This window comes from Ruegeria sp. BHSA163, from assembly GCF_059613365.1.
Genome location: NZ_JBXWSJ010000026.1, coordinates 1 through 26,689, shown reverse-complemented (window position 1 = coordinate 26,689; position 26,689 = coordinate 1). Strand labels below are relative to the sequence as shown.

The 26,689-nt window shown below is 55.0% G+C and carries 25 protein-coding genes; 14 read left to right on the top strand and 11 right to left on the bottom strand.

Going from position 1 to position 26,689, the window contains the following annotated elements; translation table 11 throughout:
- The first annotated feature begins 8 nt into the window (after positions 1 to 8).
- From AC2FNV_RS13345 to AC2FNV_RS13295, 11 genes are all read left to right on the top strand, one after another.
- Entirely contained in the window at positions 9 to 875 is an 867-nt protein-coding gene (locus AC2FNV_RS13345; RefSeq protein WP_496773564.1) for a branched-chain amino acid ABC transporter permease, read from the top strand.
- Positions 872 to 1,840: a branched-chain amino acid ABC transporter permease gene (locus AC2FNV_RS13340; RefSeq protein ID WP_496773562.1), complete on the top strand. Its 969-nt coding sequence runs from the start codon at positions 872 to 874 to the stop codon at positions 1,838 to 1,840. Before AC2FNV_RS13345 ends, AC2FNV_RS13340 begins: the two co-directional genes overlap by 4 nt.
- A 27-nt stretch (positions 1,841 to 1,867) precedes the next feature.
- On the top strand, positions 1,868 to 3,106 hold the full coding sequence (locus AC2FNV_RS13335) for an ABC transporter substrate-binding protein (RefSeq protein ID WP_496773561.1): 1,239 nt from the start codon (positions 1,868 to 1,870) through the stop codon (positions 3,104 to 3,106).
- Positions 3,097 to 3,870 (top strand): ABC transporter ATP-binding protein, encoded by a 774-nt coding sequence (locus AC2FNV_RS13330; protein ID WP_496773559.1) that lies wholly within the window; start codon positions 3,097 to 3,099, stop codon positions 3,868 to 3,870. Before AC2FNV_RS13335 ends, AC2FNV_RS13330 begins: the two co-directional genes overlap by 10 nt.
- Complete coding sequence (locus AC2FNV_RS13325) at positions 3,860 to 4,579, top strand: ABC transporter ATP-binding protein (RefSeq protein ID WP_496773557.1); 720 nt, start codon at positions 3,860 to 3,862, stop codon at positions 4,577 to 4,579. The genes AC2FNV_RS13330 and AC2FNV_RS13325 overlap by 11 nt, the downstream gene beginning before the upstream one ends.
- A gap of 15 nt (positions 4,580 to 4,594) precedes the next feature.
- Positions 4,595 to 5,806 carry a Tm-1-like ATP-binding domain-containing protein gene (locus AC2FNV_RS13320; protein ID WP_496773555.1) on the top strand — a complete coding sequence of 404 codons (1,212 nt, stop codon included), beginning with the start codon at positions 4,595 to 4,597 and terminating at the stop codon, positions 5,804 to 5,806.
- Between the two features lies 1 nt (position 5,807).
- Entirely contained in the window at positions 5,808 to 6,668 is an 861-nt protein-coding gene (locus AC2FNV_RS13315) for a phosphoenolpyruvate hydrolase family protein (protein WP_496773553.1), read from the top strand.
- A 58-nt stretch (positions 6,669 to 6,726) separates the two neighbouring features.
- The gene (locus tag AC2FNV_RS13310) at positions 6,727 to 7,125 is read left to right on the top strand and encodes a cupin domain-containing protein (RefSeq protein WP_496773552.1); all 399 of its coding nucleotides are present in this window, start codon (positions 6,727 to 6,729) and stop codon (positions 7,123 to 7,125) included.
- A gap of 1,061 nt (positions 7,126 to 8,186) precedes the next feature.
- On the top strand, positions 8,187 to 8,660 hold the full coding sequence (locus AC2FNV_RS13305) for a DUF4188 domain-containing protein (RefSeq protein WP_496773550.1): 474 nt from the start codon (positions 8,187 to 8,189) through the stop codon (positions 8,658 to 8,660).
- A gap of 220 nt (positions 8,661 to 8,880) precedes the next feature.
- Positions 8,881 to 9,408, top strand: coding sequence for an HdeD family acid-resistance protein (locus AC2FNV_RS13300; protein ID WP_496773548.1), 528 nt, complete (start codon positions 8,881 to 8,883; stop codon positions 9,406 to 9,408).
- Between the two features lie 70 nt (positions 9,409 to 9,478).
- Positions 9,479 to 10,414 carry an FUSC family protein gene (locus tag AC2FNV_RS13295; RefSeq protein WP_496773546.1) on the top strand — a complete coding sequence of 312 codons (936 nt, stop codon included), beginning with the start codon at positions 9,479 to 9,481 and terminating at the stop codon, positions 10,412 to 10,414.
- A gap of 112 nt (positions 10,415 to 10,526) precedes the next feature.
- On the opposite strand, the gene AC2FNV_RS13290 is transcribed toward AC2FNV_RS13295, so the two are convergent.
- The gene (locus tag AC2FNV_RS13290) at positions 10,527 to 10,799 is read right to left on the bottom strand and encodes a hypothetical protein (RefSeq protein ID WP_496773544.1); all 273 of its coding nucleotides are present in this window, start codon (positions 10,797 to 10,799) and stop codon (positions 10,527 to 10,529) included.
- Between the two features lie 329 nt (positions 10,800 to 11,128).
- On the opposite strand from AC2FNV_RS13290, the gene AC2FNV_RS13285 reads away from it, so the two are divergent.
- Entirely contained in the window at positions 11,129 to 13,231 is a 2,103-nt protein-coding gene (locus AC2FNV_RS13285; RefSeq protein ID WP_496773542.1) for an alkyl/aryl-sulfatase, read from the top strand.
- A 145-nt stretch (positions 13,232 to 13,376) separates the two neighbouring features.
- On the opposite strand, the gene AC2FNV_RS13280 is transcribed toward AC2FNV_RS13285, so the two are convergent.
- The 3 genes from AC2FNV_RS13280 to AC2FNV_RS13270 all read right to left on the bottom strand — a co-directional run bounded on the left by AC2FNV_RS13280 (position 13,377) and on the right by AC2FNV_RS13270 (position 14,924).
- The gene (locus AC2FNV_RS13280) at positions 13,377 to 13,604 is read right to left on the bottom strand and encodes a hypothetical protein (RefSeq protein ID WP_496773540.1); all 228 of its coding nucleotides are present in this window, start codon (positions 13,602 to 13,604) and stop codon (positions 13,377 to 13,379) included.
- A gap of 60 nt (positions 13,605 to 13,664) precedes the next feature.
- A complete protein-coding gene (locus tag AC2FNV_RS13275) occupies positions 13,665 to 13,865 on the bottom strand; it encodes a hypothetical protein (protein ID WP_496773529.1) in 201 nt (66 codons plus the stop codon).
- 126 nt (positions 13,866 to 13,991) lie between these two features.
- Positions 13,992 to 14,924 (bottom strand): ankyrin repeat domain-containing protein, encoded by a 933-nt coding sequence (locus tag AC2FNV_RS13270; RefSeq protein WP_170607032.1) that lies wholly within the window; start codon positions 14,922 to 14,924, stop codon positions 13,992 to 13,994.
- A 527-nt stretch (positions 14,925 to 15,451) separates the two neighbouring features.
- Here AC2FNV_RS13270 and AC2FNV_RS13265 point away from each other — a divergent pair.
- Both AC2FNV_RS13265 and AC2FNV_RS13260 read left to right on the top strand, forming a co-directional pair.
- The gene (locus AC2FNV_RS13265; RefSeq protein ID WP_170607034.1) at positions 15,452 to 16,459 is read left to right on the top strand and encodes an ATP-grasp fold amidoligase family protein; all 1,008 of its coding nucleotides are present in this window, start codon (positions 15,452 to 15,454) and stop codon (positions 16,457 to 16,459) included.
- A gap of 438 nt (positions 16,460 to 16,897) precedes the next feature.
- Positions 16,898 to 17,770 carry a hypothetical protein gene (locus AC2FNV_RS13260; RefSeq protein ID WP_170607036.1) on the top strand — a complete coding sequence of 291 codons (873 nt, stop codon included), beginning with the start codon at positions 16,898 to 16,900 and terminating at the stop codon, positions 17,768 to 17,770.
- Positions 17,771 to 18,218: 448 nt separating this feature from the next.
- Here the strand turns inward: AC2FNV_RS13260 and AC2FNV_RS13255 are convergent, their stop codons facing one another.
- From AC2FNV_RS13255 to AC2FNV_RS13225, 7 genes are all read right to left on the bottom strand, one after another.
- Positions 18,219 to 19,889 carry an amidohydrolase gene (locus AC2FNV_RS13255; RefSeq protein ID WP_496773524.1) on the bottom strand — a complete coding sequence of 557 codons (1,671 nt, stop codon included), beginning with the start codon at positions 19,887 to 19,889 and terminating at the stop codon, positions 18,219 to 18,221.
- A gap of 29 nt (positions 19,890 to 19,918) precedes the next feature.
- Positions 19,919 to 21,139 (bottom strand): serine hydrolase domain-containing protein, encoded by a 1,221-nt coding sequence (locus AC2FNV_RS13250; protein ID WP_496773523.1) that lies wholly within the window; start codon positions 21,137 to 21,139, stop codon positions 19,919 to 19,921.
- A gap of 108 nt (positions 21,140 to 21,247) precedes the next feature.
- Positions 21,248 to 22,279, bottom strand: coding sequence for an extracellular solute-binding protein (locus AC2FNV_RS13245; protein ID WP_496773521.1), 1,032 nt, complete (start codon positions 22,277 to 22,279; stop codon positions 21,248 to 21,250).
- Positions 22,280 to 22,329: 50 nt separating this feature from the next.
- Positions 22,330 to 23,160 carry an ABC transporter permease gene (locus AC2FNV_RS13240; protein ID WP_496773519.1) on the bottom strand — a complete coding sequence of 277 codons (831 nt, stop codon included), beginning with the start codon at positions 23,158 to 23,160 and terminating at the stop codon, positions 22,330 to 22,332.
- Complete coding sequence (locus AC2FNV_RS13235; protein ID WP_496773517.1) at positions 23,153 to 24,109, bottom strand: ABC transporter permease; 957 nt, start codon at positions 24,107 to 24,109, stop codon at positions 23,153 to 23,155. Before AC2FNV_RS13235 ends, AC2FNV_RS13240 begins: the two co-directional genes overlap by 8 nt.
- Complete coding sequence (locus AC2FNV_RS13230) at positions 24,109 to 25,170, bottom strand: ABC transporter ATP-binding protein (protein ID WP_496773515.1); 1,062 nt, start codon at positions 25,168 to 25,170, stop codon at positions 24,109 to 24,111. The genes AC2FNV_RS13235 and AC2FNV_RS13230 overlap by 1 nt, the downstream gene beginning before the upstream one ends.
- Before the next feature lie 114 nt (positions 25,171 to 25,284).
- Complete coding sequence (locus AC2FNV_RS13225; RefSeq protein WP_496773513.1) at positions 25,285 to 26,061, bottom strand: helix-turn-helix transcriptional regulator; 777 nt, start codon at positions 26,059 to 26,061, stop codon at positions 25,285 to 25,287.
- Positions 26,062 to 26,689 lie beyond the last annotated feature (628 nt).

Sequence of the window (26,689 nt, the reverse complement as noted above, 5' to 3'; positions counted from 1 at the left end):
GAGGAATCATGACGTTATTTCTAATCGTCACCCTGAATGGGTTGACGCTTGCAGCACTTTACTTCTTGGCCGCCAGCGGGTTCAGCCTGATCTTTGGCCTGATGCGGACAGTGAACATGGCCCATGGTGCGTTGCTGCTCTTGGGTGGTTATGTCGGCTATAGCATTGTCGAAACAACCGGTTCATGGGGATTGGGTGTTGTGGGCGGCGGTTTGGCCGCAGCCTTGGCCGGAGCGATAGTGCAGGCCGGGATTCTTGGCTGGATGCAGGGAGATGAGCTGCGCCAAACCCTCGCCTCGATTGCCATCTCGATCATCATGGCCGATCTGATGCTGTGGTATTGGGGCGGGTTGACCTATCAAGTTGAACTGCCTGATACCTTGGCCGGGGGGCAGCGCCTGCCGGTTCTGGGCGTGGGATATGCCAATATCCGTCTGGCGCTGATGGGTTTCGCGCTGGTGGTTGGGATTGGCCTGTGGTTCCTGATCCAACGGACACGCTTTGGTGCTGTGATCCGCGCGGGTGTTGATGATCAGGACATGCTGCGGGCGCTAGGATATCCGATCAACCGCATCTTTGTCATTGTGTTTGCCTTGGGCGGCATGTTGGCCGGAATGGCTGGGGTCGTCGCTGCTAGCGCGCTGTCGATTGCGCCTGGCACGGACCTGCAATTCCTGCTGTCTTCGCTTGTGGTGGTTATTGTTGGCGGTATGGGCTCGATCGGCGGGGCTGCGCTAGGTGCGCTGCTTGTCGGTCTGGCTGAGCAATACGGCCTGGCCTATGCGCCCACCTACGGTGTGGTCTTCACCTTTGCGATCATGGTGCTTGTTCTGGCGGTGCGTCCACAGGGCCTGCTTGGGAAGGCCGAGCTATGAAACATGCGCTGATCCTTATCCCACTGCTGATCCTTCCCTTCGTTCTGAGCGATTTCTGGCTGACACAGGTCGCCACACGTTCGCTGATCCTTGGTATCATGGCACTAAGCCTCAGCTTTCTGGCGACCTATATGGGCATTGTCTCGTTCGCGCAGGCGACCATGGCCGGAATTGCGGGTTACACCATCGCCTTCTTTGGTCCCAATACGGTGGGGATCGGAGTTCCGCTGCCATTCTGGGTCTCGATCACGCTGGCTCTGACTCTTGCGACGGTGTCGGGTGCACTGGTTGGTCTGATCGCGCGTCGGTCACGTGGGATCTACGCCATCATGATCACACTGGCGATCGGTGTGGCGTTCTTCTACTTCACGCGCCAGAACTATACTCTGTTCAACGGTTGGACTGGTTTTTCCGGCGTCCGCGCGCCCGAAATTGCGGGCCTCAGCCTGCGCGAGCCGCTGCCTTTGTACCTGTTGTCTTTGGGCGTTGCCGCGCTGGCGCTGGCGCTGGTCAGCGGCTTTGTCCGCTCACCACTTGGACTTACCATTCAGGCCGTACGCGATGCGCCGGGGCGCGTGCTGGCGCTGGGGATTTCCGTCACCACGCCTATCGTTGCCGCGTTTGCGTTCTCGGGCCTGCTGGCCGGGGCGGGGGGCATTCTGAACGTCTGGTATCAGGAACGTATCTCGTCCTTTTCGGTCGGCCTTGGGCCCATCATCGACATCCTCATCATCTCGGTCATTGGCGGCTTGCGCCATCCGGGCGGAGCCTTTGTGGGCGCGGTCGTCTTTGTCCTGCTGGACACCTTCGCCGTCGACCTTATCGACCGCGAACGGTTCAACACGTTGATTGGCGTTGTGCTGCTGCTGATCGTGATCGTGGCCCCGGGCGGGCTGCAACAATTGGCAAGTGACTGGATGGCGCGGTTGCGCCGTCCAGAAGTCAAAGAAAAATCAACTGTCTGAGCAAACTCATAGGGAGGAACCTAAGAAATGAATAAGCTCAAAATGGCTGCATCCGCGCTGGCGCTCTGCGCGATGGCGGTCCCGGCCTCTGCCGAAGACGTCAAGGTTGGAGTGATCTCGATCCTGGAAGGCGCGTTTGCCGCGCTGGGTCAGGATGGTATCCGGGGTGCTGAACTGGCGGTTCTGGAAACCGGTGGCGAGGTCGATGGCAACAAGATCGAAGTCATCACCATGTCGTCCGACGCCAGCCCCGACAGCGCCGTGAACGCGGCCCGTAAGCTGATCGAACAGGACGGCGTGGACATCATCGTTGGCCCGCTATCCGGGTCCGAAGGTCTGGCTCTACGGGATCTGTCGAAATCCTATCCCGGCGTTACCTTCCTGAACGGATCGTCAGCCGCGCAAGATACGACACTGCGCGACAGCTCTGACAACTTCTACCGTTTTGGCGGTGATGGTGCACAGTGGATGGTCGGCGTCGGCGATTACGCGTTCAGCGATATGGGCTACAAATCCGTGGCTGTGATCGCGGAGGATTACTCTTTCCCCTACACGCAGGTTCTGGGTTTCATGACCGAGTTCTGCAAGGCGGGCGGTAAGGTCCCTGAGAAGTTCTGGACGCCCATCGGCAACAAGGATTACTCCTCGGTTGTCTACTCGATTCCACAGGATGTCGATGCGCTGTTCGTGGCGCTGGGTGGCGCGGATGCGGTCAACTTCCTGACGCAATACAGTCAGGCGGGTGGTGACAAGCCGATCATCGGCGGGTCGATCACCATCGACCAGTCCATTTTGGACAGCAAAGGCCCGTTCAAGAAACTACTGGTCGGCGCACCTGCGGGCACCCCGACCGTCGGCGATTATGACGGTGACGAATGGAAAGCCTTTACCGCCAGCTATACCGAAGCCTTCCCAGATGGCTTCTCGGCCCCTTCGATCTTTGCGCATCACTACTACATGAGCGCCAAGGCCGCGATGCTGGCGCTGGACGAGGTCGATGGTGATCTGTCGGACGATCATGCAGCCTTCCGTGCGGCGCTGAACGATCTGACCTTTACCACTCCCACCGGCGGCACGATGCGGCTGGACAAGAACCGCAATGGCGTGATCGACAACTTTGTCACCGAGGTCTACGAGCGTGAGGATGGCACGCTAGGCAACCGCGTGGTCAAGGTTGTGCGCGATGTGGATCAGCTGCTGGGACAGGACGAAGAGGTCTTCCTGGCCTCGGGTCCGGTCAGCCGGGACAACCCCTCGTGCCCGTAAACCACTCACATAGCACCGCCAATGCCCTGGAGGTCCGGGGCATTGGCAAACGCTTCGGCGGGTTCTGGGCGGTACAGGATATTGACCTGACCGTCCGCCCTGGCGAGCGTCGCGCGATCCTTGGGCCTAACGGAGCGGGCAAGACCAGCCTGTTCAACGTGCTGACCGGGGATACCAGCGCCACGACCGGCCAGATCACCCTGTTTGGTGACAGTGTAACGCGAGAGCCGATCAACAAGAGAATTCAACGCGGGCTGCGCCGGACCTACCAGCACGCCCATCTGTTCAACGGCCTGACTGTGCGTGACACGCTGTTTCTGGCTGTCGCCGGGCTTCGTGGCAGTTGGCGGCAGGTATTGCCCCTGCGCGCCAGCGATGCCCGCCTGGCCGAGGCCGAACGACTGGCCGAGGTTGCGGGTGTTACCGATGTGCTGGACCGCGAGACCTCGGAACTCAGCCACGGGCAACGGCGGCAATTGGAGATCGGGATCGCACTGGCCGAAGACCCGAAAATATTGCTGTTGGATGAACCGGCGGCGGGGCTTTCACCCGCTGAACGTCCGAAACTCAGCGCGCTTCTAAGGTCCTTGCCCGAGGACGTGACCGTTGTGCTGATCGAACACGATATGGATATCGCATTGCAAACCTCGGAAAGCGTTTCGGTCCTTTATAACGGGCGGTTGCTGGCCGAAGGTTCGCCGGATGCGATCATGCGTAACGAAGATGTGCACCGCGTCTACATCGGGGGTGCTCATGGCCACTGACGCTTTGCTGGATATTCGCGGAGTAGACCTGCGCTATGGTTCTAGTCATGTGTTGCACGGGGTCGATCTGAACCTCGGCACTCGCCCTTTGGGCATTCTGGGTCGCAACGGAATGGGCAAGACCAGCCTGTGCAACGCGATCATGGGTCTGCACCCGCATTCCGCAGGGGAAATTCGGTTTGACGGTGTGGATTTGACCGGTCAACCGCCTGAGAAGCGCGCGCAGATGGGCATCGGCTATGTGCCGCAAGGGCGGCGGGTGTTCCGGTCGCTGACAGTCGAGGAACATCTCAAGATCGTCGAACGCAAAGGCGGCGCCTGGTCGATTGACCGCGTGTACGAAACCTTTCCGCGCCTCAAGGAACGTCGCCGTAACCTTGGCAACAGGCTGTCCGGGGGCGAACAGCAGATGCTGGCGATCGGTCGCGCGCTGCTGCTGAACCCGCGCCTGATGGTGTTGGATGAACCGACCGAGGGGCTGGCCCCGGCCATTGTCTCGGACGTGGTTGATCTGATCGAACTGATTGCAAGCGAAGGTATCGCGGTGTTGCTGGTTGAACAGAATATGCACGCGGCGCTTGCCGCTGTGCAGGATGTGGCCCTCATGGTCGGAGGAGAGGTGGTCGAACGGATGACAGCTGAGGCGCTGGAAAACGATCCGGCGATGCAAAAGCGCCATCTGGGGTTGGAACCCGGCCAATCAGGCTAACGGGAGGGAGAGAGGATGACAAAAAAAAGAGCTTACGTGATCGGCACCGCCGACACCAAAGGGCCAGAGCTGGCATATGTGCGTGACCTGATCGACGCGGCGGGCATCGAAACTGTGCTGGTCAATGTCGGCACCAAAGGCGGCGAGACAGGCGTGGATGTCACGGCTGCCAGCGTCGCGGCCTGCCATCCCGACGGTCCGGCGGCGGTGTTCGTGAATGATCGCGGGCAGGCTGTGACCGAGATGTCGCGCGCCTTGTCAGCCTTTGTGCTGGGTCGCGATGATCTGGGCGGCATCATCGGGCTGGGCGGTTCGGGTGGGTCGGGGATTATAGCGCCCGCTATGCAGGCATTGCCGATCGGGGTGCCTAAGGTGTTGGTTTCGACGCTCGCGTCGGGCGATGTCTCGGCCTATGTGGGCGCGTCAGATGTGAACATGTTCCACCCGGTAACGGATGTATCCGGTCTGAACCGTGTGTCGCGCAAACTTCTGGGCAACGCGGCGCACGCGCTAGCCGGTATGATGGCCAATCAGGTGCCCGAGGCCACAGATTACCGCCCCGCGCTGGTTCTGTCGATGTTCGGTGTCACGACCCCTGCCGTTCAGGCCATCACCGAAGGGCTGTCCGACGATTACGATTGCCTCGTCTTCCACGCCACCGGCAGCGGTGGGCGGTCGATGGAACAACTGGTCGATCAGGGCGACGTGGAGGGCGCGCTGGATATAACGACGACCGAGATTTGCGACTTGATCGTGGGCGGTTTCCTCAGCGCGGGTGAGGAGCGTCTCGACAGCATTGCGCGCAGCAAATTGCCTTATGTCGGTTCGTGCGGGGCGTTGGACATGGCGAATTTCTGGGCCCCCGACTCGGTGCCCGCGCAATTCAAAGGTCGCAATTTTTATCATCACAACGCGCAGGTCACGCTGATGCGCTCGACCCCCGGGGAATGCGCCCAGATAGGTACATGGATCGGCAACAAGCTGAACGCCTGTGAGGGGCCGGTGCGCTTCCTGCTGCCCCTGCGTGGGGTCTCAGCGTTGGATATCGAAGGCGGTGCTTTCCACGATCCAGCGGCAAATGAGGCGCTGTTCCAGGCGCTACGCGACACGGTGGTCCAGACACCTGATCGGCAACTGGTCGAGCTGGATATGCATATCAACGATCCCGCCTTTGCTGAAGCCGCGATCAGCAATTTCAACGAAATCTACAACCGGAAGGACAATTAAGATGGCAGTCACAGGACGCGCAGAAATCCTTCGCCGCCTGCGGGCCAAAATCGCAGCAGATCAGGTCATTGTCGGCGGCGGAGCAGGTACCGGCCTGTCCGCCAAATGTGAAGAGGCCGGCGGCATCGACCTGATCGTCATCTACAACTCAGGTCGTTATCGTATGGCCGGTCGCGGGTCGCTGGCGGGGTACATGTCTTACGGTAACGCGAATGAAATCGTCGTCGACATGGGGCGCGAAGTTCTGCCGGTCGTCAAGAACACCCCTGTTCTGGCAGGGGTAAACGCCACTGACCCGTTCTGTTTGATGGATAAGTTTCTGGACGATCTGGGGGCAATGGGTTTCGCGGGTGTGCAGAACTTTCCCACCGTCGGCATCATTGATGGCCGCTTCCGGCGCGAACTTGAGGCTACGGGCATGTCCTATGACATGGAGGTCGAGATGATCGCCAAGGCTCATGAGCGCGATCTGCTGACCACGCCCTACGTGTTCAGTGCCGACAACGCCGCCGAGATGGCCAAGGCAGGCGCGGATGTGATCGTGGCGCATTTCGGCCTGACCACAGGCGGATCAATCGGGGCAGGCGACAGCGCACCCGATATCGAAGAATGTGCACGGCTTTACGACGAATGGGCCGCAGCGGCGCGGACCTATCGCGATGACCTGATCTTTATCTGCCATGGCGGTCCGCTGGCCGAGCCGGAGGACGCACAGAAATTCCTTGACCTCTGCCCAGATTGCCACGGTTTTTACGGTGCATCATCAATGGAGCGTCTGCCGACCGAACGGGCGATCACAGCCCAGACCGCCGAGTTCGGCAACCTGCGGCGGGGTACAGAACGCTCCAAAGGGGTCGCTTGACGACAAAGCGCCAAGGTTCAGAACTACTTCGTAACCAAAACACTACCGGAGAAATGGGATGATCGGAAAATTCATGTTGTCGGCGGAGACACCGCAGGAAACACTTGATTGGGGCAAGTTGAAGTGGATGAGCAATCCGCCCGCAACAGGTGCTGGGCAACTCACTGTGATTGAGGTCAGCCTTGCGCCGGGGCATGGCCACAATTTTCACAAGCACCCCGATCAGGAAGAGGTTATTTATTGCGTCGCAGGCAAGGTCGAGCAGTGGCTTGGTGAGGAAAAGCGGGAGATGGGACCGGGGGATTCGGTTTTTATCGGCGCAGACGTGGTCCACGCCACGTTTAACATTGGTGATCATGATGCAACGCTTCTGGCCATTTTGGGACCATGTGTCGGAGAAATGGGGTACGAGATCGAAGATGTCGCGGATAAAGCGCCTTGGAACGGTCTGCGGTAGATCCGTATAAAAACCAAAGCGCCAGCTACAATCACATGTGCACGCTACCCAAAAAATTCTGGATCTGGCGGCCTGGCCCAGACGCTGGATGGTGACGGGAAGCTTGGTTTCTTTCTTGGGCGGGATCAGTGTTGCTTAACTGGGTGTCCGTTGCCGGGTCATTAGGGCCATTTGGAGAATGGAAGCTGTGCACCTGCCAGGCTGACAGGACTGGGTTGTTCCGACCGAAAGCGTCAACCTGAGTCTGCGGACTTGCGGTTCATCGGTTATGACGACGCACTTCAATACAGCGAGCATGTGAATTGCATGGGTCGCCTGCCTCTTGTCCAAAATTGAAAAGCACGTCACCGCAGAAAGGCTGCATTACACTATTCGGAACAGATCATTAATGACCGGTTTTGACTCGAAATAGCAGCGCGGTGATCCGCAATCTAGGAATGCAAGCAGATGCTGCGTCAGCAATAGCCGCATGTGCACAAGTCCGCTTTGTCCGCAACTGAGACGCTGGACACTCGCGCAGCGAACGACCGGTTCGGAGTTTAGCCAATTTCGCGGCATTCAATGACCGCTTTCGGGAAATCACGCGGCATCGCCGCGAGTATTTCCGCGATTTGGTTGGTGAGCGGCCGCGAAGTTTGCTGCATCAGCATCAGGCTGCTTAGTCCGCACAGCGGTCGTTCAGGCGGTCACTTCGCGCGGCGTTGCAGCGAATTACCGCTGTGAGCCCAAAGCAGCCGTTCATCCGGCCTGTAGGCGCCGCTCCGCAGCGAACGGCCGCTCTGAGCCCAAGCGGAAGTGATCCGGGTGAAACGTTCGCGGGTGCAGCAATGTGGCCGACCAAGGTATTCAGCTGCGCCGCAAAAACAATGCGGCCGTTCATGTAAAGCGCAGCGAATTTTCAGGCATCAAACCGGGCCGACCGACGGCTCAGAACCTAAAGCAGTCTCTTGGAAAACTCGGAAAAGCACCCAATAGTTGCGCGATCGCGGCTCTCGGCCTACCATTTTCCCATGGTCATGCAGTGCGCAGACATCTGCGCTTAGCAGATTGGGGCGCGAAAAATGACAGTCATCAATAGCGAAAGACTGGCCGCTCATATCGATGGGGACTTCGTCGTGTTCCTGATCGGTGCGAGGATAAACAAATGGTGGCAATTCCGAGATTTGATGTGGTTCTCGAAAACTATGCCAAAGATGCTTAAAGAGCTGTCGAAACTGCCAAGCCAGGAAACTGGCTTCCTCGGCTATCAAACCCTTAGCATGCTGATCAATGTTCAGTACTGGCGGAGTTTTGAGCACCTAGAGACTTATGCGCGTTCGAAGGACAGAGAACATTTCCCTGAGTGGGTAGAGTTCAACCGCCGCTACAAGAACCGGCGCGGAGACGTTGGTATCTGGCATGAGACCTATTTGGTGAAAGACGGCGCCTATGAGGCGGTCTATTCCGGCATGCCCTCCTTCGGTCTCGGAAAAGTGGGAGAGCTGGTTCCTGCTATCGGAAATCGCGAAGCAGCTAGGCAACGCCTCGGCAGCTAGCACCAACCCTCTTCCGTTTAACTTGGATACAGAAGTCAGCCCTGACTTTTCGCGACACAGCCTTCAGCCTAAAGGCAGTACGACGCTGCGCAGACTCGCGTCAAATAAGCAGTGCCAATACATCACATCCCCTCGCATAAGAATTAGCTAAGCCAGCAAAAGGTTGTCATCGCTGCTCGTGGTGTATCTCATATAGTAAAGCGAACTAGGGGGTGCTGTGATGGGCAACAAATTCTTGTGGATACTAATGGCGTTACTATCAATCATTGGCGGGGCGATCGCATTGATGAACCCCGTATTTGCCAGCGGCATAGCTACAATATTGGTCGCATGGCTGTTCATAGTCTTCGGTGCTCTGCAAGTTATCGTAGGTTTTCGGGTGGAAGGCGCAGGCGCAAAAGTATGGACTGTTTTGTTGGGGGCTTTGGCAGTCTATCTTGGCATCACAATACTTGGTCATCCGCTAAAGGGGATGATGGTTCTAACCACAATGATTGCTATTCTTTGTTTGGGCGGTGGCGCCGCAAAAGTGGCCCTTTCATTCGCGTTGGAAGACCGTCGGTTTTTCTGGCTCGTCCTTTTGTCTGGCTTCGCGTCATTGGCGGTCGGTGTCATCATATTCATGAATTGGCCGCTATCGGCCGTTTCGGCGCTCGGAATTTTGCTGGGCATACAGCTTTTGTCTGATGGTATATCATCGCTGGCGATGGCGTTCAGTAGCGATGGGAAATCGCCCACAGAGGCCTAGGCTTATGTTCGAGGGAGACTTTCTGGACCCGCAAAGGGCTTGCGGGTCAGAGATTTCGCCTAATTGAGCGATGAGTTCGTTACGCGCGCCATATACACCTTGGTTTCAGATAGCGCGACTAGTCGCCTTGGGAACGCCGGTGTTTCTGCTTTCCGTCTTGCTCCATCTGCCGCACTCAGTGGGAATGATCGGTTTCGCTGCTGGGTTGCTTGCCGCCATTTTCAGCGATCGCTACTGGGGTTTGATCGCCGTCGCGTTAGCAGCAGTGGCTTTCCCAGTTGCAGCCGCCTGGGAAAATACGGGTGTTTTTGTCGTAGGAGCCGTTTTGGCGATTGTAAGTATGCTGTTGTTTCGCCACGGAGGAGCCAGAGCCGTAGGGTACGCTGCATTCGGCTGGTGCTATTTGGTTCTCTCAAGCATAGCGCAACCGGATGCATCGACAATTGGGTTTTATGCTGTTGGTGCAGTCTGGGGTGTTATCTCCGCAGATTTAGCAGGTATTGCCTCACTGATGAAACCCAAAGGTCAAGACTTGGAACCTCCTCCTTTCCTGGTCAAATCTGCAATCGTTTTCGGTTTCACGCTCACGCTCGCACTTGCGATGTTTCTACCAATAGAGCGTCCGTATTGGATTCCGTTCGTCTACTTGAGCGTACTGATAACCAACGGACCGAGCGGGTTGAGCATGTCCTTGTCTAGAATGGCCGGTGTGGTTTTGGGTGTTGCAAGTGTACTCGTACTCTCTTGGTTCGAGCCCCCACGATGGTCAGAGTTCGGACTTGCGATGTTCGCGTTCATTCTGGCGATAAGGGTCATTCTAACGTATCCGGTCTTGAGCAGAGCCTGCATGACCGCAGCCATAGTCCTTATGCTCATTTCGATTGAACCTGATGCTGCCTCTTCACGTTTTTTGGCTGAGGTCGTAGGTGCAGGGGTTTTGTTGTTGCTGGCGATTTCCATAGGATTCTTTGCGCCGAGGACGGAAGCGGCAAGCGATCAGACGTAGAGTTTTGATCCATTAAGAACGTTTTGGTTTGCTCAGCCGTCTTTGGCACAGTTCAGTCAAAAGACCATCATAGGTGAATACTTTAGCATTGTGTGTCGACTAGCTTTGCCCTTCAAGGGTCAGGCCGTCTTCTCTGAACTACGCCCGAAATGAAACCGGCAATACAGCCTAAAACAAATGCTGTTGGCATTTTCAATTTCCATTCCGCCAACAATAGATTCCCTTGGGGCAGCCAATAAACAAAGAATCCGCAAAGCACAGCGGCATAAAGCAATGCCGAAATCCCGTGAGACGCATTACGCCTTCCAAAGTTCTTAATGATCGTGTGCGAGCCATAAAATGCAGGCAGCCCAACAAGAACTACGGCAAAACCAAAGTTAATCATTGGTACCTCTCAAGCGGCATTGGTCGTGGAACGAACCTCCAAATCCTACAGTAACAAGGTGTTTCGGTAAATCGCGACCGGATGATCCACTCAGTTGACCACGCTGAAGAATCCTGAGCGCCCAATCAGACGGATATTCCCCTCTCGAAGCGGCAGAAGACTTGCTGCCAAGGAATACTCTCACCCCAATGATACTCGACGTCGCGAAATCGAACGTTCTTTTTGGCAACCAAGGCAAAAGGCTGAAACAAAAGTACCGAGTTTCGAGATTACTGAGCTAAGCTGGAGCAACATTTGGAATCATAAAGAATAATCAGGGGATTTACGCTATGACAACGAGACGAGATTTCATGAAAGCAGTTCCGGCTGCTGGAGCTGCATTCGCGGTAGCTGGACACATAGCGCTCGACGACACCCCAGCCTTTGCTCAATCAGCATCTGTCCCACCAGATGGGCACTTTCATCCCAAAGGAAAGGCACCCTCCGAACACACACTCAAGGTTCTGGCTGAAGCGCGCGAGAAGTTGCCCTTCTCGGACACTCGGGACTTCGAGGAGAACGCCCGAGGCCTCATTGCAGAGATGCCCGACAAAAAGATCATGGCAGATGCAGGCAATGTCGCGTGGGATATGGAGAGCTTTGACTTTTTCAATGAAGACAAAGACTGGCCGAGCATCCATCCCTCGCTACAGCGGATTTCGCGGCTGAACCAGAACTACGGGCTTTATGAGGTAATCTCAGGCATCTACCAGGTGCGCGGTTTCGACTTGTCTCAGATGACAATGGTGCGCGGTAAGACAGGTTGGATCGTCTTTGACACGCTAATCAGCTCCGAGACCGCGCGTGCGGCCTGGGATTTGTTCCAGCAACATGTTGGCGAGGGGCTGCCGATCACAGCCGTGATTCACTCGCACAGTCACGGCGACCATTGGGGAGGCGTGCGGGGCATCGTCGACGAGGCAGATGTGCGCGCCGGCAAGATTGAGATCATCGTGCCTCGCGACTTCATGGAGTACACGATCTCCGAGAACGTCTACGCCGGCAATGCGATGAACCGGCGACTTTCGTACCAGTATGGCCAACAACTGCCGATCAGTCCGTTTGGCTTCGCGGGACAAGGCCTAGGCCACCGAGTGTCGTTTGGAGAAGTTGGGCTGATCTCGCCGACCAAGGTCATCGAGGAAGACATCGAGTATCTCGAAGTCGACGGGATTCGAATGGTGTTCCAGAACACGCCCAACACCGAAGCGCCCTCGGAGATGAACACCTACATCCCAGAGATGAGGGCGCTATGGATGGCCGAAAATGTTAACGCGACACTGCACAATATCTACACTATGCGCGGTGCAGAGGTTCGCGATGCGCTGATCTGGTCGAAGTACATAGCCCAGGCACTCTATCTTTTCGGCACCGAAGCTGACGTGATGTTCACGGCGCACCATTGGCCTCGCTGGGGCAATGACAGGGTACAGGAAGTTCTGCGGGCGCAACGCGATCTCTATGCTCACATGAACAACCAGGTGTTGCATTTCGCCAACCAGGGCGTAACGATCAATGAGATCCACAACGTCTATGAGTTGCCCGAAAGCCTAGAGCGGAAATGGTATTGTCGCGGATATCATGGTTCCGCACGCCACAATAGCCGTGGGGTTATCCAAAAGTACCTTGGGTTCTGGGATGCGAATCCGGCGACGCTTGTGCCGCCATCACCCAAAGACTCTGCGCCTCTCTACGTCGAGATGATGGGCGGCGCTACGCCGATCCTTGCAAAGGGAAAGGAACTGTACGATGCAGGCGAATACCTGATGGCTGTCGAAATCCTGAACAAACTGTTCCTCGCTGAGAACGACAACCAGGAGGCGCGAGATCTGTTGGCCGATTGCTATGAGCAGCTGGGTTATCAGGATGAGAACCCGGGCCTCCGCAATTGCTACCTCGCAGGCGCCTACGAACTTCGGTCGGGCATCTCGGATGCGCCAGTCGTAAAGGGTTCCAGCCCCGACGTGATCAGGGCGATGTCTACAGAGCTCTTCCTGAACTTCCTCGGAATCCGCATGGATAGTCGCAAGGCCGAGGGGATGAAGTTCACTATTAACATGATCACTCCCGATAATGGAGAAAAATTTATTGTCGAGATGGAAAATGCAACGCTGACCAATATCGAAGGATTCCTAGCCGATGAACCAGATCTGACGCTAATCATCAACCGCGCTGATCTCGAGCGTACGATGGGTGGCGAGGTTACTTTGGATGCACAGATCGCTGACGGTACCGCAACTGTGGAGGGCAACGTCGAAGTTCTTGAGCAATTGGCCTCGACCATGGTCGATTTTGATCCTCTGTTTGAGATCTTACCGGGGACCGCGACCGCTCATGAAATCGAACAGGCGGACGCCTACGAAGCCGTACCAGGCGCGCCGATCCCGGAGTAATGGATAGCGGGCGCGGCGACTGGGAATGCCTTGCCCTTCAATTTTTGGCAATATCCAGCCTGCTCTCGCAGGCCGAGCACAATTACAGGTTCAAGAATGCCTGGAGACATAAGACCAGCCGCCGTGGTGATCCTAAAGGCGGTCTCTAAAACGATACCGTAATCGCTTTGCGCCTCACAAAATCCGAAACAATTTTTACGCATTCTATGTGCTCAGGTGTACCAGATCGGTAGCCTTCGTCCTCGGTGCAGAATTTCTCTGCATAGGTTATGAAAGAGTCTGAGGTTACATCTGTGGATGTTGTCGTGCAGCTCGCGACCGAAAGAGTCGCCATCGAGAAAATCAATGCCAATCGGTTCGGTCTCATTGCCATGTGATACTCTCCCGTTTCGACCCCAGCATACGCTTGGACCGTGAAGCAATCTAGTGGGCTTCAAGAAGAGGCAACATCAACGGCGTTTTCCGCGAAGCCGCGGTCAGAAGAGCCTGGAAATGCCGCATCGCGGCGAATGGCAGCTTCGTCCGCGAAGCAGTCATTCATGCAGGCCAAACATGCTGCGGTGTAGCTAACGGCGGCTTCGTCCGCATTGCGGTCGTTCATGCCGACTGCAGCGAATGACTGCTTCGCGCCCATAGCTGACGCTTTAGTAATTGCCGGAACAGGTGAATTACGCGGACATTTATGAAGACATTCGCTGCTTGTTGTCACTTCACGGCAAAGCGGGACAAACTGGTCGCCCAAGCGATTTCAGCTCGGCCCTCAATCTCTCAAAGTTGCTAGATATGCAATGAGATCCGCGCGATCATTTTCATTTTCAATTCCGAGCATCACTTTGGTCGTCCCGGGTACAAACTGATACGGGCTAGCGAGATAGCTATTCAGTGTATCCGCATCCCAAACCAAACCTAATTCGCGCAAGTAACTTGAGTAAGGAAACTCGGGATCGGACGCAGAGGGTCGTTCGAATACTCCCCAAAAATTGGGCCCATTATCGCCGGCAATTCCTATCGACGAAGGTTTGCCGTGGCAGATTTCGCACCCCTTGGCTAGAAACTCACCATTTGAAATATCGGCACCCTGCAACTTATCGGCAATCGGTTGGCGCTCTACTCGCTGAGGCGCTCCCGCTTCGATGAGCACCTCGGCGATTTCGATGTGCCCCGCTCTCAGCGCCTGATGCAAAGGAGTAGAGATATATGGTTCATAGCTGGCTGGGTCCGCCCCTGCCTCAATGAGTACTTTTACCACTTCGATGTGGCCATACCCGGCCGCATGGTGGAGAGCGGTTCCAACCGTATAAGTATCATTTCCCTGATAGAAAAAAATTGTTGGATCGGCACCCCGCGCAAGAAGAAGTTTAACCAACTCGGTATGGCCGAATTTTGCAGCTACAAAAAGCGGTGTAACGCCCGGTGCGCTTGTCATGTTCGTACTGCGAAGTTCGAGCGGTACACCCTTATCTAGTTCCGCGAGAACGCCCTCAATATTTCCACGTTTAGCGTGGAGATGGATGATTTCCGCCAATGCCTTCTCAAGCGGAAAGATGAACAGCGACAGAGCTAGTGCAATCAGCCGAAACATACGGGCCTCCGAATTCAACAGCTTAAGCCAACCATAAGCAGATGGAACCATTGTACCAAATCCTAAGGTGGAAAAGGGCTCCTGTGTGACACGCGGGGCAGTTCGTCCCATTTGTGGTCGCTCGCAGAAGAAGCATTTTCGCCATCGCAACGCATGACGGTAATGTCGGCTGCGTCCGCAGCATTTGAGTCCACTTATGGACGTCGGTTCGGAGCCAAATTCACGGACCTGCTGGTTCGAACTGAACGTCAGCTTCGTCCGCAGAGCTGTCATTCAGGCCTGGTGCCGCGAACGGCCACTCCGAGCCCAAAACGTTCTTCTTTGCTTCTCACTAATCCGGCAATCCAAAGCGTGACCAGCAGCGATGACGGCAGCGTTTAAGTCCTGCCCCTCAGTGCAATAAACCTCAACCCATCGATCAAAAATTCGTTCACCGAGTAGTTTGCAATCTGTCCTGCCGCGTCGGCTTTCAAAAATGTCTTGGACGAGACACTTTCTGACCCGTGCAAATGGTTGCTGTATTGCCATAGAAAGTCGATACACGGATGACCTAACTTTCCCAAGAGTTGCTCGCCGAGTTTAGCTTCGATATTCTTACACTTAGATATGGTTTCCATTGTCAAAACAGGGAACGGGGCGTGCGTCCAAAAAGATATGCTGCGCAAACGCTGGAAAAGATATTTGAAAACAATTTGCATGGTGTAGACCAAGCTCCACCCAAAAATTTCTCGAGAGGCATAGATGTACTTGGTGAAAAACGCTTGGATGCCTTCCGTAGGTCAATCAAAGCATACCTGAATCATCATAAGCGCTTTCCTAATCTTCTGAATCCAAATACGTTTACCGAAAAGCAAGTATTGTTTAAGTTTTTCGGCTTGATACCTACTCCTACACCTTCAGACAAACTTGCTAGTATTGGTTACGTGCCGAAATCGCTACGCAAAAAAATCGCAGTACCCAAGAAAATTTGGGTTTCCAGTGAACCAAGCTTGCCAAAAAACAATGAGATAAGAGAAGGAACCTATTATTTTAAGTCGAACCACGGTTCGGGCACAAATATGCCAATTGAGTTTCCGCTTTCGGATGAAGCTCGCCGTCGATTGAACTCAAAAGCAGCTTTCTGGCTAAAGAAAATTCACAATGAGAGGCTTTCACTTTGGTGGTACGAAATGATGCCTCGCAGAATTTATCTGGAGGAGGATTTGCGGGGTCTGGATGGTGATGCGCCTGATTGGAAGTTTTTTGTCTGCAACGGTAAAGTCGAGATATTTCAAGTAGATGTGGGAAGGCGCACAAACCACGTGCAGACAATATATGATCGAAACGGTAGTTTTCTGAAGTCCGAGTTGTATTACACGTCTGGAGACCCTGTAGTATTGCCTGAATTCTTACCGGATATGATCGAAGTTGCTGAAGGAATTGGGACTAACTTCGACTTTATTCGCGTTGACATGTTTATCCACAATCGCAAAGTCTATCTTGGTGAAATTGGACTTGTACCGAACGGCGCGACAATTCCAATCCGTAGCCCCGAAATCGACGAAAGACTTGGAAGAGCTTGGTTTGCACCTTGGATGGGGAAAGTTGAACAAAACTGGGGAAATGGTCACTATGCAAACGTGCAATACGAGAAGTTCGAGTATTGATTGTTGGGACTAGGCTGAAACGTTGCGTATGAAAGCTCTTTCCAGCTACCAGGCAAAATGAAGCAGCTCTCGGGCCAACGTCCAAAATGTTTCATTGAAAAACGTATCACCAAAAATTTAAGAAAGCGGGTAACGTTTTTGCCATAATTGGAACCAAGATAGTGCAGCTTTACAACTTTTACCCTTTTCAAAGTTTGATGTATTTGGCTGGTTTCATAAGAATATCGCGCCCCAAGTGAATACGAATATCATGGCGCAATCAAATTGCGGAAGAGACCGACCTTAAGTAGTATCTATTTTACGGCTGCTGTCTTCTAAGGATACAGGCATCAATGAGATAAATTGTTAGAGCGCTGATCATTGAACGCCCAGCGACAACGCGGGTTGGCGACGGTTGCTCCGATTGAAGTTTCTTCCAGATTTTAAGGTGAATAAGACATGCAGGTTGCTATCCACGCCGGTGTAGCTTTCACAGACGAAGGGCAAATCTTTGAACTCTTTAAAGCCAATGCCGACTTGCTTAAAAAAAATCGTATTACGTTCATGGGATTTCCCGCTTATAGGCGACAATTCCGGGCCGCGCTTAAATCATTGAAAGCTGGTTCAGAAGAAAGCATCCGTGAAGTTTTTTTGCAGAATTTAGCAAATCGTGGACCGGTCGATCGCATTGTTCTGTCGACACCCCAATTCATCGGAGAACTTCCGACGGCAATCATGGATGGGCAGTTTTATCCCAATGCTGGACGACGCATAGCCTATCTTGGGGATGTGTTTGAAGGAATGAAAGTTGAACTTTTCGTCGCCCTTCGCAATCCCGGAAGTTTCATTCCCCACGTCCTGATGAGCCTGCCCGATACGGACAGGCGGCGCATTTTAGAGGAGACGGATCTTAGTAGTTTGAGTTGGCTAGCTCTGATCGATAACATCCGCAACTTTGTACCGGACGTAAACATCACGCTGTGGAATGATGAATCCTCTCCACTGATCCAAGGTTATTTAGCAAGAGTCATCGCGGGATTGCCGGAGGACGCAGCACTCAATCAAGAGTATTCACTACTATCATCTTTAGTTTCGGAAACTGGCCAGCAGGAAATCCAGACATTAATGGAAACTAAATACGCTCCGAACTCGTCAAAGCTACTAGCTGATCTGGGTGATATTTTTGAAAAATATTCACTACCCGAAGCCGTTGAGGAAGAGCTTGACCTGCCTGGGTGGAACCATGAGCTTATCGAAGCTTTTACGGAACTTTACGAACAAGATCTCGCGATATTGCGGAAAATGCCCGAGATTCGTTTCATTGCGCCATAGGTGCACGGTTTCGGTCAGTTGGGGGCTGTGATCAGAACGGTAGAGAACCGTTGGATCTGGTTAAGTTCCAAACAAACAGAGCAACTTAAATTTTCTTCTTCTTTACTAAGCTTACTTAGGGACTTCAGTGCGTTTCACTAGGTCGATCTTTTGGACAATGGTCTGATTGACACGTTTCCAGTCCACCTGCATCAGTTATTGCACAGCTGAAGTCACCCACTTCTTTAGCGTCTGCTCTGTCCGCAGAGCGGTCATTGCTGCACTGCGCAACGAATGACTGCTTCGAGCCCAAACTGGACCTTTCTTCTTGGCGCAGCATCCTCCGCAATGGGCGGGAAGTGGTCATTCGCTGCGCTCGAGGCCAAGGTCTGCTTTGCTGCGCAATGCCGACAATCGTCGCGGCCTAAAAGAAGTTCTCCAAGCACTGATACAATCGATGCTTAGCATTTCAAGCTGTATGCGAAACGGCGCCTCCACAAACGGTCACAGCAATGCGCGCATTTGCTAATTGGTTTTCCTCAATCGAAAACAGGTCCTGTTCGAGAATGGCAATGTCGGCCAGATATCCCGATTTCAGACGGCCCTTTTGATCCTCGTTGAACTCCAGCCACGCATTGTCATGCGAATAAGCGGAAAGCGTGGCCATAAGGCTTTGACGGTTGTCCTGCCAGGGAGATGGCAGCTCATTGCAGTTTACTGCTCCGGCAATCGTCATCATTGTGTCGACGGGAACGACTGGCCAATCCGTCGAGAAACAAATCTTGGCGCCACTCTCGCGTATTTTGTTCCACGCGAACGCAAAAGGGATTTGCTCGGTTGTCAGAATGTCTCCGGCCGAATAGGGAGAAAATAATCCTCCTGCGGGTGAATGCAATGGTTGAAGAGAGGCAACGACGTCGAGGGCTGCCAGACGGGGCAGATCCAAGGGGTCTATCACCTCGATATGCTCGATCCGGTGTCTGGAATCCCGTGCGCCGTTGGCACTGCGCGCTGCCTCGTAACCGTCCAGCGTGCGCCGAACGGCACCGTCGCCAATTGCGTGCGTGCTGAGTTGCAACCCCATTGCATCAGCGCGAATGCAGGCTTCGTTAAAGTGTTCGGCACTGAATACAGCATCGCCGAGGCTTTCCGGTTTGCCTGGATACGGCGCGAGCATCAGTGCTGTGTAGCTGTCCAGCACGCCATCCATGAACATCTTTACGCGCCCTGACCAAACCATATCCGACGCAAAGCGATGGCGCATTTCATCGGCCTCTTTCAACCGATCCAGAGGGTCGGTGTTCTTGAGGTGCATGGGCACCTGAACACGGATCGGAAGGCGCCCCTCGGCCTCAAGTTCACTCAGCAGCTCAAGTTGATAGAAGTTGCCGTCCATATTGTGCAACCCCGTGATCCCGTGGGATGCGCAGTGCTTCAGGCCACGCAGTATGACTTCCTTGTCAAAGGCGCGTTCCTCTGGTGTTGCGGGTGGCACGGGGTCCGCTCCTGTAACATACCCTAGAAGATCGCGCCCTCCCAGTTGCGACAGGCGCAGGACAGGGCCAAAAGCACCGGTTTCGTTCAGTTGACCTTGTGCGGTACCATCCCCAGCCATCACGATTTCCGAACCGGGGGGAACGACGCCGCCGTGGAGAATGCCCGCCTTTTCCAAGGCAATTGTGTTTGCCCAGACGGTGTGGTGGTCGGCCGACATTAACGCAACCGGGCGCTCGGACAGGATGCGATCCAGATCTTGCCGTGTCGTTGTGACGCCGGGGCCAAGAATTTCGTAGTCGGCGGCGACCCCCATAAGCAAAGGTTCGTCGGGGTGCTCGGCCGCAAAGGCTCGCAATGCGTTTGTCAGAGCATCCGCGCTCGTCGTTTCGCGCAGGTCCAACATGCCCAACTCGGCCGCTCCACCGAAAAGGTGGACATGGCTATCAATAAAGCCAGGCATGACGGTGCCGCCCGCAGCGTCGATGATTTTGCTTCCATTCCCAGCCAGAGTACGGATGTCGTCGGTGTTTCCAACAGCCACAATTATGCCGCCCTGAATTGCCAGGGCCGAAGCCTTCGGCGTGGCGTCGTCAAAGGTCAGGAGAGAACCGTTGAGGATGATCAGATCAGGTGTTGGCGACATGCGGCCTCTTGTGTCTGTTATGGTTTGAACTACTCAAGCGCGCGAATGATTGCCTCGCAGGCACGCACGGCATCGTGGCTAAAGGACTGGATCAGATAGTCGGGCCAGCTGGAAAGCTTGACGATAACAACGTCCGCGGTCAGGTCAATGAAGATCAGTTGACCAAAAACTCCGCGCGCCATGAACACGCCGCGCCTCGGGTCGTGAACCCACCAGAACCTTCGGTATGCCCCTTGAGGGGACAGCACGTCATACGGGTCACCGTGCTTTGAAGGGTCCGCTCCCGAACAAATCCCCGAAACCCAGCTTTCCGGCACTACTTGTCGGTCACCGACCTTGCCACCATCAGCCATCATGCGGCCAAAGCGGGCATAGTCCCGAAGAGTTGCGTTGAACCCGCCGTCAGCGAGTGCTGTCTTGGCGTCGTCTACGGTGAAAAAGCCCGAATGCACGCAACCAATCTTTTGCCAGATCCGGTTGGACAAGAGCGAAGCAAGGTCTTCGCCGCTCACACGTTCCAAGGCCCAGGCGATGACATCCGTCTCAATCGAGCGGTAAGAAAACGCCTGCCCATGGGGTCTTTCCCGGGGCAAAGTTAGAATAACATCCCGAATGGTAGGTTTGATTTCTCCCTTGCGAACCGGGCGCCAGCCCGACGCCACATCAACGCGTGTCATGTCACTATCTGGAAAGCCATAATCCTCGGTAAAGCGCACGCCGGATTGCATATCGAGCGCCTGATCCACAGTGCATCCGGCATAGCCGGTCCCAGCAAGTTCCGGTACGATATTGTCAAGCGGCTCCGAGAGGTCCAGCTTGCCTTCACCGTGAAGCACGCCGGCCAGAGAGCCGATCAGGGATTTGGAGACAGATTGCCCCAAATGTGCGGTGTCCGGGGTAAAGTCGTTGGCATATATCTCGGTTAAAAGCCGGTTGCCTTTCAAAACTAGGAAGCCATCCGTGTAGCTCTCAGTCAGCCAGTTCCCGACCGATAGTTGGCGGTCGTCAAAGGTCTGAAACTCCGTATCCAGCAGGTCACGGGGCGCCTGTATCAGTTCTCGGGCATTCGGGCCCGGACGAACATCGACCGTGGGAAACAGACTACGCATGTTCTGGAAGGTCCAGCGGTTGAACGGGGCGAGGTCCCAGTTCTCGAGAGACGGGCGTTTCTCAGGCGGGGGCGGGAAACCCTGCATGATGCCGATCTCACGCGCTGTTTTGGGCCTGGTGCCGGATTTGCTGTTTTGCATTTTCCATGCTCCCGCAAGGCGACCCAAACAGGGGCCGCAGTCAGGTTAAAAAACTTTGGAAGGGTTCGGCCCGACCAGAGATGGGCCGACCACAGGTGACTTTTAAGTTTATTGCTTGAGGCGGGTCCAAACCTTGTTGTACAGGTCCACAACGTCTTGGTCGCAAGGCTTCACAAAGTCGGGTACCGGTGCCCCTGCAGGCATCACGATTTCAGGCGCGTCGAGCATCTCGGCATCCATGAATGCCTCGGAACCTTTGATCCCGTTGGCATAACGCGCAAAGTTCGAGGTCATTGCAGCGTTTTCCGGGTCCATCATGAAGTTCACGAAGAGCTTTGCGTTTTCCATGTTGGGCGCGTCGGCAAGAACCGCGACGTTATCCATCCATCCGGTGAACCCCTCCTTTGGATAGGCGTATTGCAAGGTCGGGCGATCCGCCCGGGCGCGCATGGCCGCGCCGTTCCAGCTTTGCGACAGGTCCACATCTTTCGACGTCAGCTTTTCGATCACCGCATAATCCATGGTGCGCCAGTCACCCTTGGCATTTTCAAGCAGTGCCATCAGCTCTTTCATCTGATCGGGATTGGAGTTGCAGCGCGGATAGCCTAGGTAGCGCAGGCCGGCGTTGATCACATCATTCATGTCATTCAGCATGTTGATACGGCCCTTAAGCTCTTCGGGCGTATCGAAGATCAGGCCAAGCGTGTCTATGTCACCGCTGTAGACCGCGCTGTCGACCGTAAAGCTGGTCGTACCCCACTGATATGGGACCGAATACTTGCGACCCGGATCCCAGTATACATCGACCCAGTTCGGGTCCATGTTCTTGAAGTTGTCCATTTCGGAGGCGTTGATCTCGGCCAGTAAGCCTTCGCCTACCATGATCGCGATCATGTAGTCGCCAGGAACAACAACATCATAGCCGGTGTTGCCCTCTTTGACCTTGGCCAGCATGGTTTCATTGCTGTCATAGCTGTCCAGCGCGACCTCAATATCGTATTGGGCTTCGAATTTCTCGATCATCTCTGGGTTGGTGTAGTTCCCCCAGTTATAGATGTTCAGTTTGCCTTCGGCATGCGCTCCTGCCGCGCTGAGCGCCAGGGCCGAGATGGCTGCGGCTTTGAGAAGAGTGTATTTCATTTTGTCCTCCGTTGAGATTGATGGCGTCCCGCAGCAGCGCGGGCTTCTTGTTACTTTCGTTTGCGTTGCAGAAAGAAGGTCAGGGCGACCATGGCTATGGTCACTCCGATCAAGATGGTCGAAACGGCGTTGACCTCTGGCGTTACGCCGCGACGGATTTGGCCCAGAATATAAATGGGCAAGGTGGTTTCACCCGGTCCGGCCACCAGAAGCGTGATGATGACGTCGTCAAGAGAGACTACAAAGGCCAGCATCGCCCCCGCCATAACACCGGGCATCAAAAGAGGCAGCGTCACATAGCGGAATGTCTGCCAGGGCGTCGCGTACAAATCGGCGGCGGCGGCTTCGTAAGTCACGGACAAATCTGTCAAACGTGCGCGGATCGGCATGTAAGCAAAGGGCACGCAGAAAACTGTGTGGGCGAGGATCAGCCAGCCGATCCCGGTAACACCCGTGAGCTGGCGCAGGATCGAAAAGAAGGCCAGCGTCGCAATCGCCGTGACGATCTCGGGGATCATCAGGGGCTGGTTTATGAGCGCAATAGCCGCAGAACGGCCGCGATAAACATCGCCGCGCGTTGTCGCCAGTGCAGCCATTGTGGCAATGATGGTGGAAAACACGGTCGCGGTGAGAGCGACCTGTACCGAGATCATTGCCGACCGTCGGATGTCATCGTTTTCCAAGGCCGCCGCGTACCAGCGCAAGCTGAACTCGGTCCAGCGCACAACAGAGCGGTTATCGTTGAACGAGAACACGACCAGGACGGCAATCGGTGCGTAGAGGAACAACAGAACCAGCCAGGAAATGCCGGTGAACAGGGGTTGCCGGCGTAGTTCGCGCGCGTCTGTCGACGGCCGGAAGAGTGACGACAGTTTAGCCATGTCCACTCTCCTTCGAAGCACCTGCCCGCAAGCTGACAAGAAGCGCGATTAACACGACTGCCATCAGGATCAGTGCAGCAGCGGCGCCAAAGGGCCAGTTGCGGCCCGAACCGAACTGCAGGGCAATCAGGTTGCCGATCATCAGTTTCTTGCCACCGCCGAGCAGTTCCGGCGTGATGTAGGCCCCAAGCGCCGGGATCAGCACTAGAACGCAGCCCGCGACAATGCCCGGACGGGTAATCGGTATAATGATGTGGCGGAACACCTGCGTGCGTGAGGCATAGAGATCATGCCCTGCCTCAAGCAGCGAAAAGTCGAACTTCTCCAGCGAGGCATAGATCGGGAGGATCATGAAAGGCAGGTAGCTGTACACCAGCCCGGCCAGTACCGCGCCATCGGTGTACAACATCTCGATCGGCTCGCTGATCAGGCCGATGTTCATCAGCGTCAGGTTCACAAAACCCTCGTCCCGTACGATCAGAAGCATCGAGTACGTACGGATCAACAGGTTAGTCCAAAACGGCAGAGTGATGGCGAACAGCCAGAAATTGCGTTGTTCCTGCGGACGGGCCGCAATGAAGTAAGCAACAGGAAACCCAAGGATCAGGGTTCCAATCATAGTGGTGATGGCAAGACCAAAGGAACGCCCGAAGATCTGAATATAGGCGCTGTTAAAGGTCAGCGTGTCATCAAAAATATCCCGCTCGAACAGGAACTGCACATAGGCGTCGTAAGAGAACGTCCATTCAACGCCGCCATAGGTCCCGGGTTCAAGGAACGAGTAAACCAGGGCGATAGAGAGCGGGAACAGTCCAAAGATACCGATAATCCCGAGCGCCGGGGCCAGCAGGAAAAGCCGCGTTCTGCGTCTTTGACGCGCGCGCTCGGCCTGCGCCGCAAGCAATCTCGACGCGGCGTCCGGCTGCGGGATATGTGCAACGCCGGCCATCAGTCTTCCAGCACATGCAGCATTGAGGTGTCACATTCGAGCCCGACGCGCGATCCAACAGGGCGCGGAGTGGAAACCTGGACGTGAACACTGACACCATCTTCCAGCCGCACAAGCATTTGCGACCCGGCCCCGAAATAGGTGCTGTCCACGACCTCGCCACGCAAGAGCGCTGTTTCGGCACTCTCCTCTACCACACGGATCGTTTCGGGGCGCAGAGCGACATGTACGGGGCCCGGTTCGAGCAAGGTGCTGGCAGTGTGAATCGTGAGTGGTTTGCCTTCGCCAAACCGGATTTTTGCCGCGTCTCCGTCAAAGCCAAGCAGCGTAGCGTTTACGATGTTGGTGTCCCCGATAAAATCCGCGACGAACCTGCTTTTCGGAGCTGTGTAAATCTCTTCCGGTGTGCCGACCTGACGTACCGAGCCTGCCGACATCACAGCGATCCGGTCCGACATCGCCAGTGCTTCCCCTTGGTCATGCGTGACAAAAACAAACGTAATGCCTGTCTCATGCTGCAGTCGCTTCAACTCGCTCTGCATTCCTTTGCGAAGTTTCAGGTCCAGAGCAGAAAGGGGTTCGTCCAGCAGCAGAACCTTTGGGCGCGGCGCCAGTGCGCGCGCCAAAGCCACGCGCTGCTGCTGCCCGCCTGACAATTGATCAACCCGGCGCGTTGCAAACTCGCCCAGCTGCACCAGGTCCAGCATCTCGGTGATGGTGCTGTCGATCTCGGCTTTCGGCCTTTTCAGCATCTCAAGGCCAAACCCGACATTGCGGGCCACACTCATGTGCGGAAACAGGGCGTAGTTCTGAAACACCGTGTTCACGGGCCGATTGTTGGGTGCCAGATGGCCAATCGACTCACCGTCCAGCGCTATTTCGCCTTCGCTTGGAAGCTCAAACCCGGCGATCAGCCGCAGTAGTGTCGTCTTGCCACAACCTGACGGGCCCAAAAGCGTGAAAAAGCTTCCTTCGGGAATGGTCAGCGACACGTCCCCCAGAGCCGTCACGGCCGCCTGACCTTCGCCAAAGCGTTTTGTCACATTCTTTACGTCGATCATGGTCTGATCCGGACACCCGCACTTGTTGATTTGTAGAATCAGCTTAGAGCCGGGAGACTTACCCTGTGAATACCTCCAAAGGGCAGTGTGAATTGTACCCCCAAAGGGGTACGACTAATCGTTTGCCGAATGCAGAAACATTGAAAACAGGGCAGACTGGGAAGATATGCGCAGCTTTCTATAGATGTTCTTGCGATGCACTTTGATCGTCGCCGGGGAAACATCCAGCAAAAGCGCAATGGACCGCGTCGAGTGCCCGCGCAAAAGGAACTGCACGACCTCGATCTCCCGCTGTGTCAAACCTTTGCACACCTTGTCGATGACCCCGTCGAAATCGACCTCGCTCTCGTCGAGTCGGCCTGACGAGGGGTTGCGATGGAAGTGCTGCTCGCAAAGCGCCGATATGATCGGGTGCAGGTCTGTCAACCGTTCGACATCCCGCCGCGTGAACCGGGTTTTTCCCTCGGAAGGACCGAGAGAAAGAAACAAGGTGCCGTTTGCTATTGCTACGAACACCCCGATCTCGTCCGTCAGAAACAGGGATTTGTAGTAGATCCGAAAGTAGTCGGAATTGGCAAACCTGTCCGGTGTAACGTCTCTTAGTACCATCACTGGTTTGTGGCGTTCACCAATGAAACGAACAACAAACGGGTCCAGCAGCCAGGCGCGATCAAGCCATCGGTCGACAACAACCGAGCGACGTTCCGAACGCACATTGTCATAGACATGTTCGGGCGCTTTTCCCGGGTTCAAAAGGCTGACAAACGCGCCCTTGAACGAAGCTGCCTCGCGCATGAGGTTCAACAATTCCGGCATAAAACTAGATGTGCCTACAGCCCTGATCGCCCCGGCGACTTCTTCCGCGTAAGTTGGCTTTTCGGACTTTCCCAAGTATCCCACCTGGCTAAAGGGCGTTTCCTGCCCAGTGTGGCTAGCCCGATTTAACTTGGCAACCTTTTCGCGCAGCTATCAGCCGGGAGAGGCGTTTTTTCGCATAGACTTGCTGAATCAAAGCTCAAAACCTATTCCGATACAAGATTTCAAATGTTGGAGAAGCGGAAGAACAATGACTTTAAACTAAATCTTTAAAGGCTTAACCTAATGATTAGCCGTCCTCTGGTAATCTTACGCCAGTTCTGAGGAATTCTTGTTCGCTGCAAAGCATCGTGTTGCGGCTGAAACCAGTATGCTCGACGGAACCATGAACTAAAATCCTAGTATGTCCAATCCGAGATTACCGACTGTGCCAGCGTACCCGACCAGAGAGGCTTTTTTCCTGTCGCTGGAGACGAAAGCTCCACTATCAAAAGCTCACTTTGTGTTCGAAGCTGCCTTTCGCTGTCAATTGCACAAAAGACTGCTTTGGGCCGGGAGTTGTCGGTGACCTTTCAGCGATCAATGGCAGCTTTGTCCTGTGTGGATGGCTCCTGCAAAGCAAGACATTTTTGTGAGGGGTGTGTGGTCAGAAGCGGTCTTGTGTCCGGCCTGTTTGCGCGGTGCGTCTGACCGCTGGCCCTGA

What these genes read in the sequence shown, in the direction of transcription:
- AC2FNV_RS13345 (WP_496773564.1), top strand. Translation starts at nt 9, where the DNA reads ATGACGTTATTTCTAATCGTCACCCTGAATGGGTTGACGCTTGCAGCA.
- AC2FNV_RS13340 (WP_496773562.1), top strand. Translation starts at nt 872, where the DNA reads ATGAAACATGCGCTGATCCTTATCCCACTGCTGATCCTTCCCTTCGTT.
- AC2FNV_RS13335 (WP_496773561.1), top strand. Translation starts at nt 1,868, where the DNA reads ATGAATAAGCTCAAAATGGCTGCATCCGCGCTGGCGCTCTGCGCGATG.
- AC2FNV_RS13325 (WP_496773557.1), top strand. Translation starts at nt 3,860, where the DNA reads ATGGCCACTGACGCTTTGCTGGATATTCGCGGAGTAGACCTGCGCTAT.
- AC2FNV_RS13320 (WP_496773555.1), top strand. Translation starts at nt 4,595, where the DNA reads ATGACAAAAAAAAGAGCTTACGTGATCGGCACCGCCGACACCAAAGGG.
- AC2FNV_RS13315 (WP_496773553.1), top strand. Translation starts at nt 5,808, where the DNA reads ATGGCAGTCACAGGACGCGCAGAAATCCTTCGCCGCCTGCGGGCCAAA.
- AC2FNV_RS13310 (WP_496773552.1), top strand. Translation starts at nt 6,727, where the DNA reads ATGATCGGAAAATTCATGTTGTCGGCGGAGACACCGCAGGAAACACTT.
- AC2FNV_RS13305 (WP_496773550.1), top strand. Translation starts at nt 8,187, where the DNA reads ATGACAGTCATCAATAGCGAAAGACTGGCCGCTCATATCGATGGGGAC.
- AC2FNV_RS13300 (WP_496773548.1), top strand. Translation starts at nt 8,881, where the DNA reads ATGGGCAACAAATTCTTGTGGATACTAATGGCGTTACTATCAATCATT.
- AC2FNV_RS13295 (WP_496773546.1), top strand. Translation starts at nt 9,479, where the DNA reads ATGAGTTCGTTACGCGCGCCATATACACCTTGGTTTCAGATAGCGCGA.
- AC2FNV_RS13290 (WP_496773544.1), bottom strand. Translation starts at nt 10,799, where the DNA reads ATGATTAACTTTGGTTTTGCCGTAGTTCTTGTTGGGCTGCCTGCATTT.
- AC2FNV_RS13285 (WP_496773542.1), top strand. Translation starts at nt 11,129, where the DNA reads ATGACAACGAGACGAGATTTCATGAAAGCAGTTCCGGCTGCTGGAGCT.
- AC2FNV_RS13280 (WP_496773540.1), bottom strand. Translation starts at nt 13,604, where the DNA reads ATGGCAATGAGACCGAACCGATTGGCATTGATTTTCTCGATGGCGACT.
- AC2FNV_RS13275 (WP_496773529.1), bottom strand. Translation starts at nt 13,865, where the DNA reads ATGGGCGCGAAGCAGTCATTCGCTGCAGTCGGCATGAACGACCGCAAT.
- AC2FNV_RS13270 (WP_170607032.1), bottom strand. Translation starts at nt 14,924, where the DNA reads ATGGGACGAACTGCCCCGCGTGTCACACAGGAGCCCTTTTCCACCTTA.
- AC2FNV_RS13260 (WP_170607036.1), top strand. Translation starts at nt 16,898, where the DNA reads ATGCAGGTTGCTATCCACGCCGGTGTAGCTTTCACAGACGAAGGGCAA.
- AC2FNV_RS13255 (WP_496773524.1), bottom strand. Translation starts at nt 19,889, where the DNA reads ATGTCGCCAACACCTGATCTGATCATCCTCAACGGTTCTCTCCTGACC.
- AC2FNV_RS13250 (WP_496773523.1), bottom strand. Translation starts at nt 21,139, where the DNA reads ATGCAAAACAGCAAATCCGGCACCAGGCCCAAAACAGCGCGTGAGATC.
- AC2FNV_RS13245 (WP_496773521.1), bottom strand. Translation starts at nt 22,279, where the DNA reads ATGAAATACACTCTTCTCAAAGCCGCAGCCATCTCGGCCCTGGCGCTC.
- AC2FNV_RS13240 (WP_496773519.1), bottom strand. Translation starts at nt 23,160, where the DNA reads ATGGCTAAACTGTCGTCACTCTTCCGGCCGTCGACAGACGCGCGCGAA.
- AC2FNV_RS13235 (WP_496773517.1), bottom strand. Translation starts at nt 24,109, where the DNA reads ATGGCCGGCGTTGCACATATCCCGCAGCCGGACGCCGCGTCGAGATTG.
- AC2FNV_RS13230 (WP_496773515.1), bottom strand. Translation starts at nt 25,170, where the DNA reads ATGATCGACGTAAAGAATGTGACAAAACGCTTTGGCGAAGGTCAGGCG.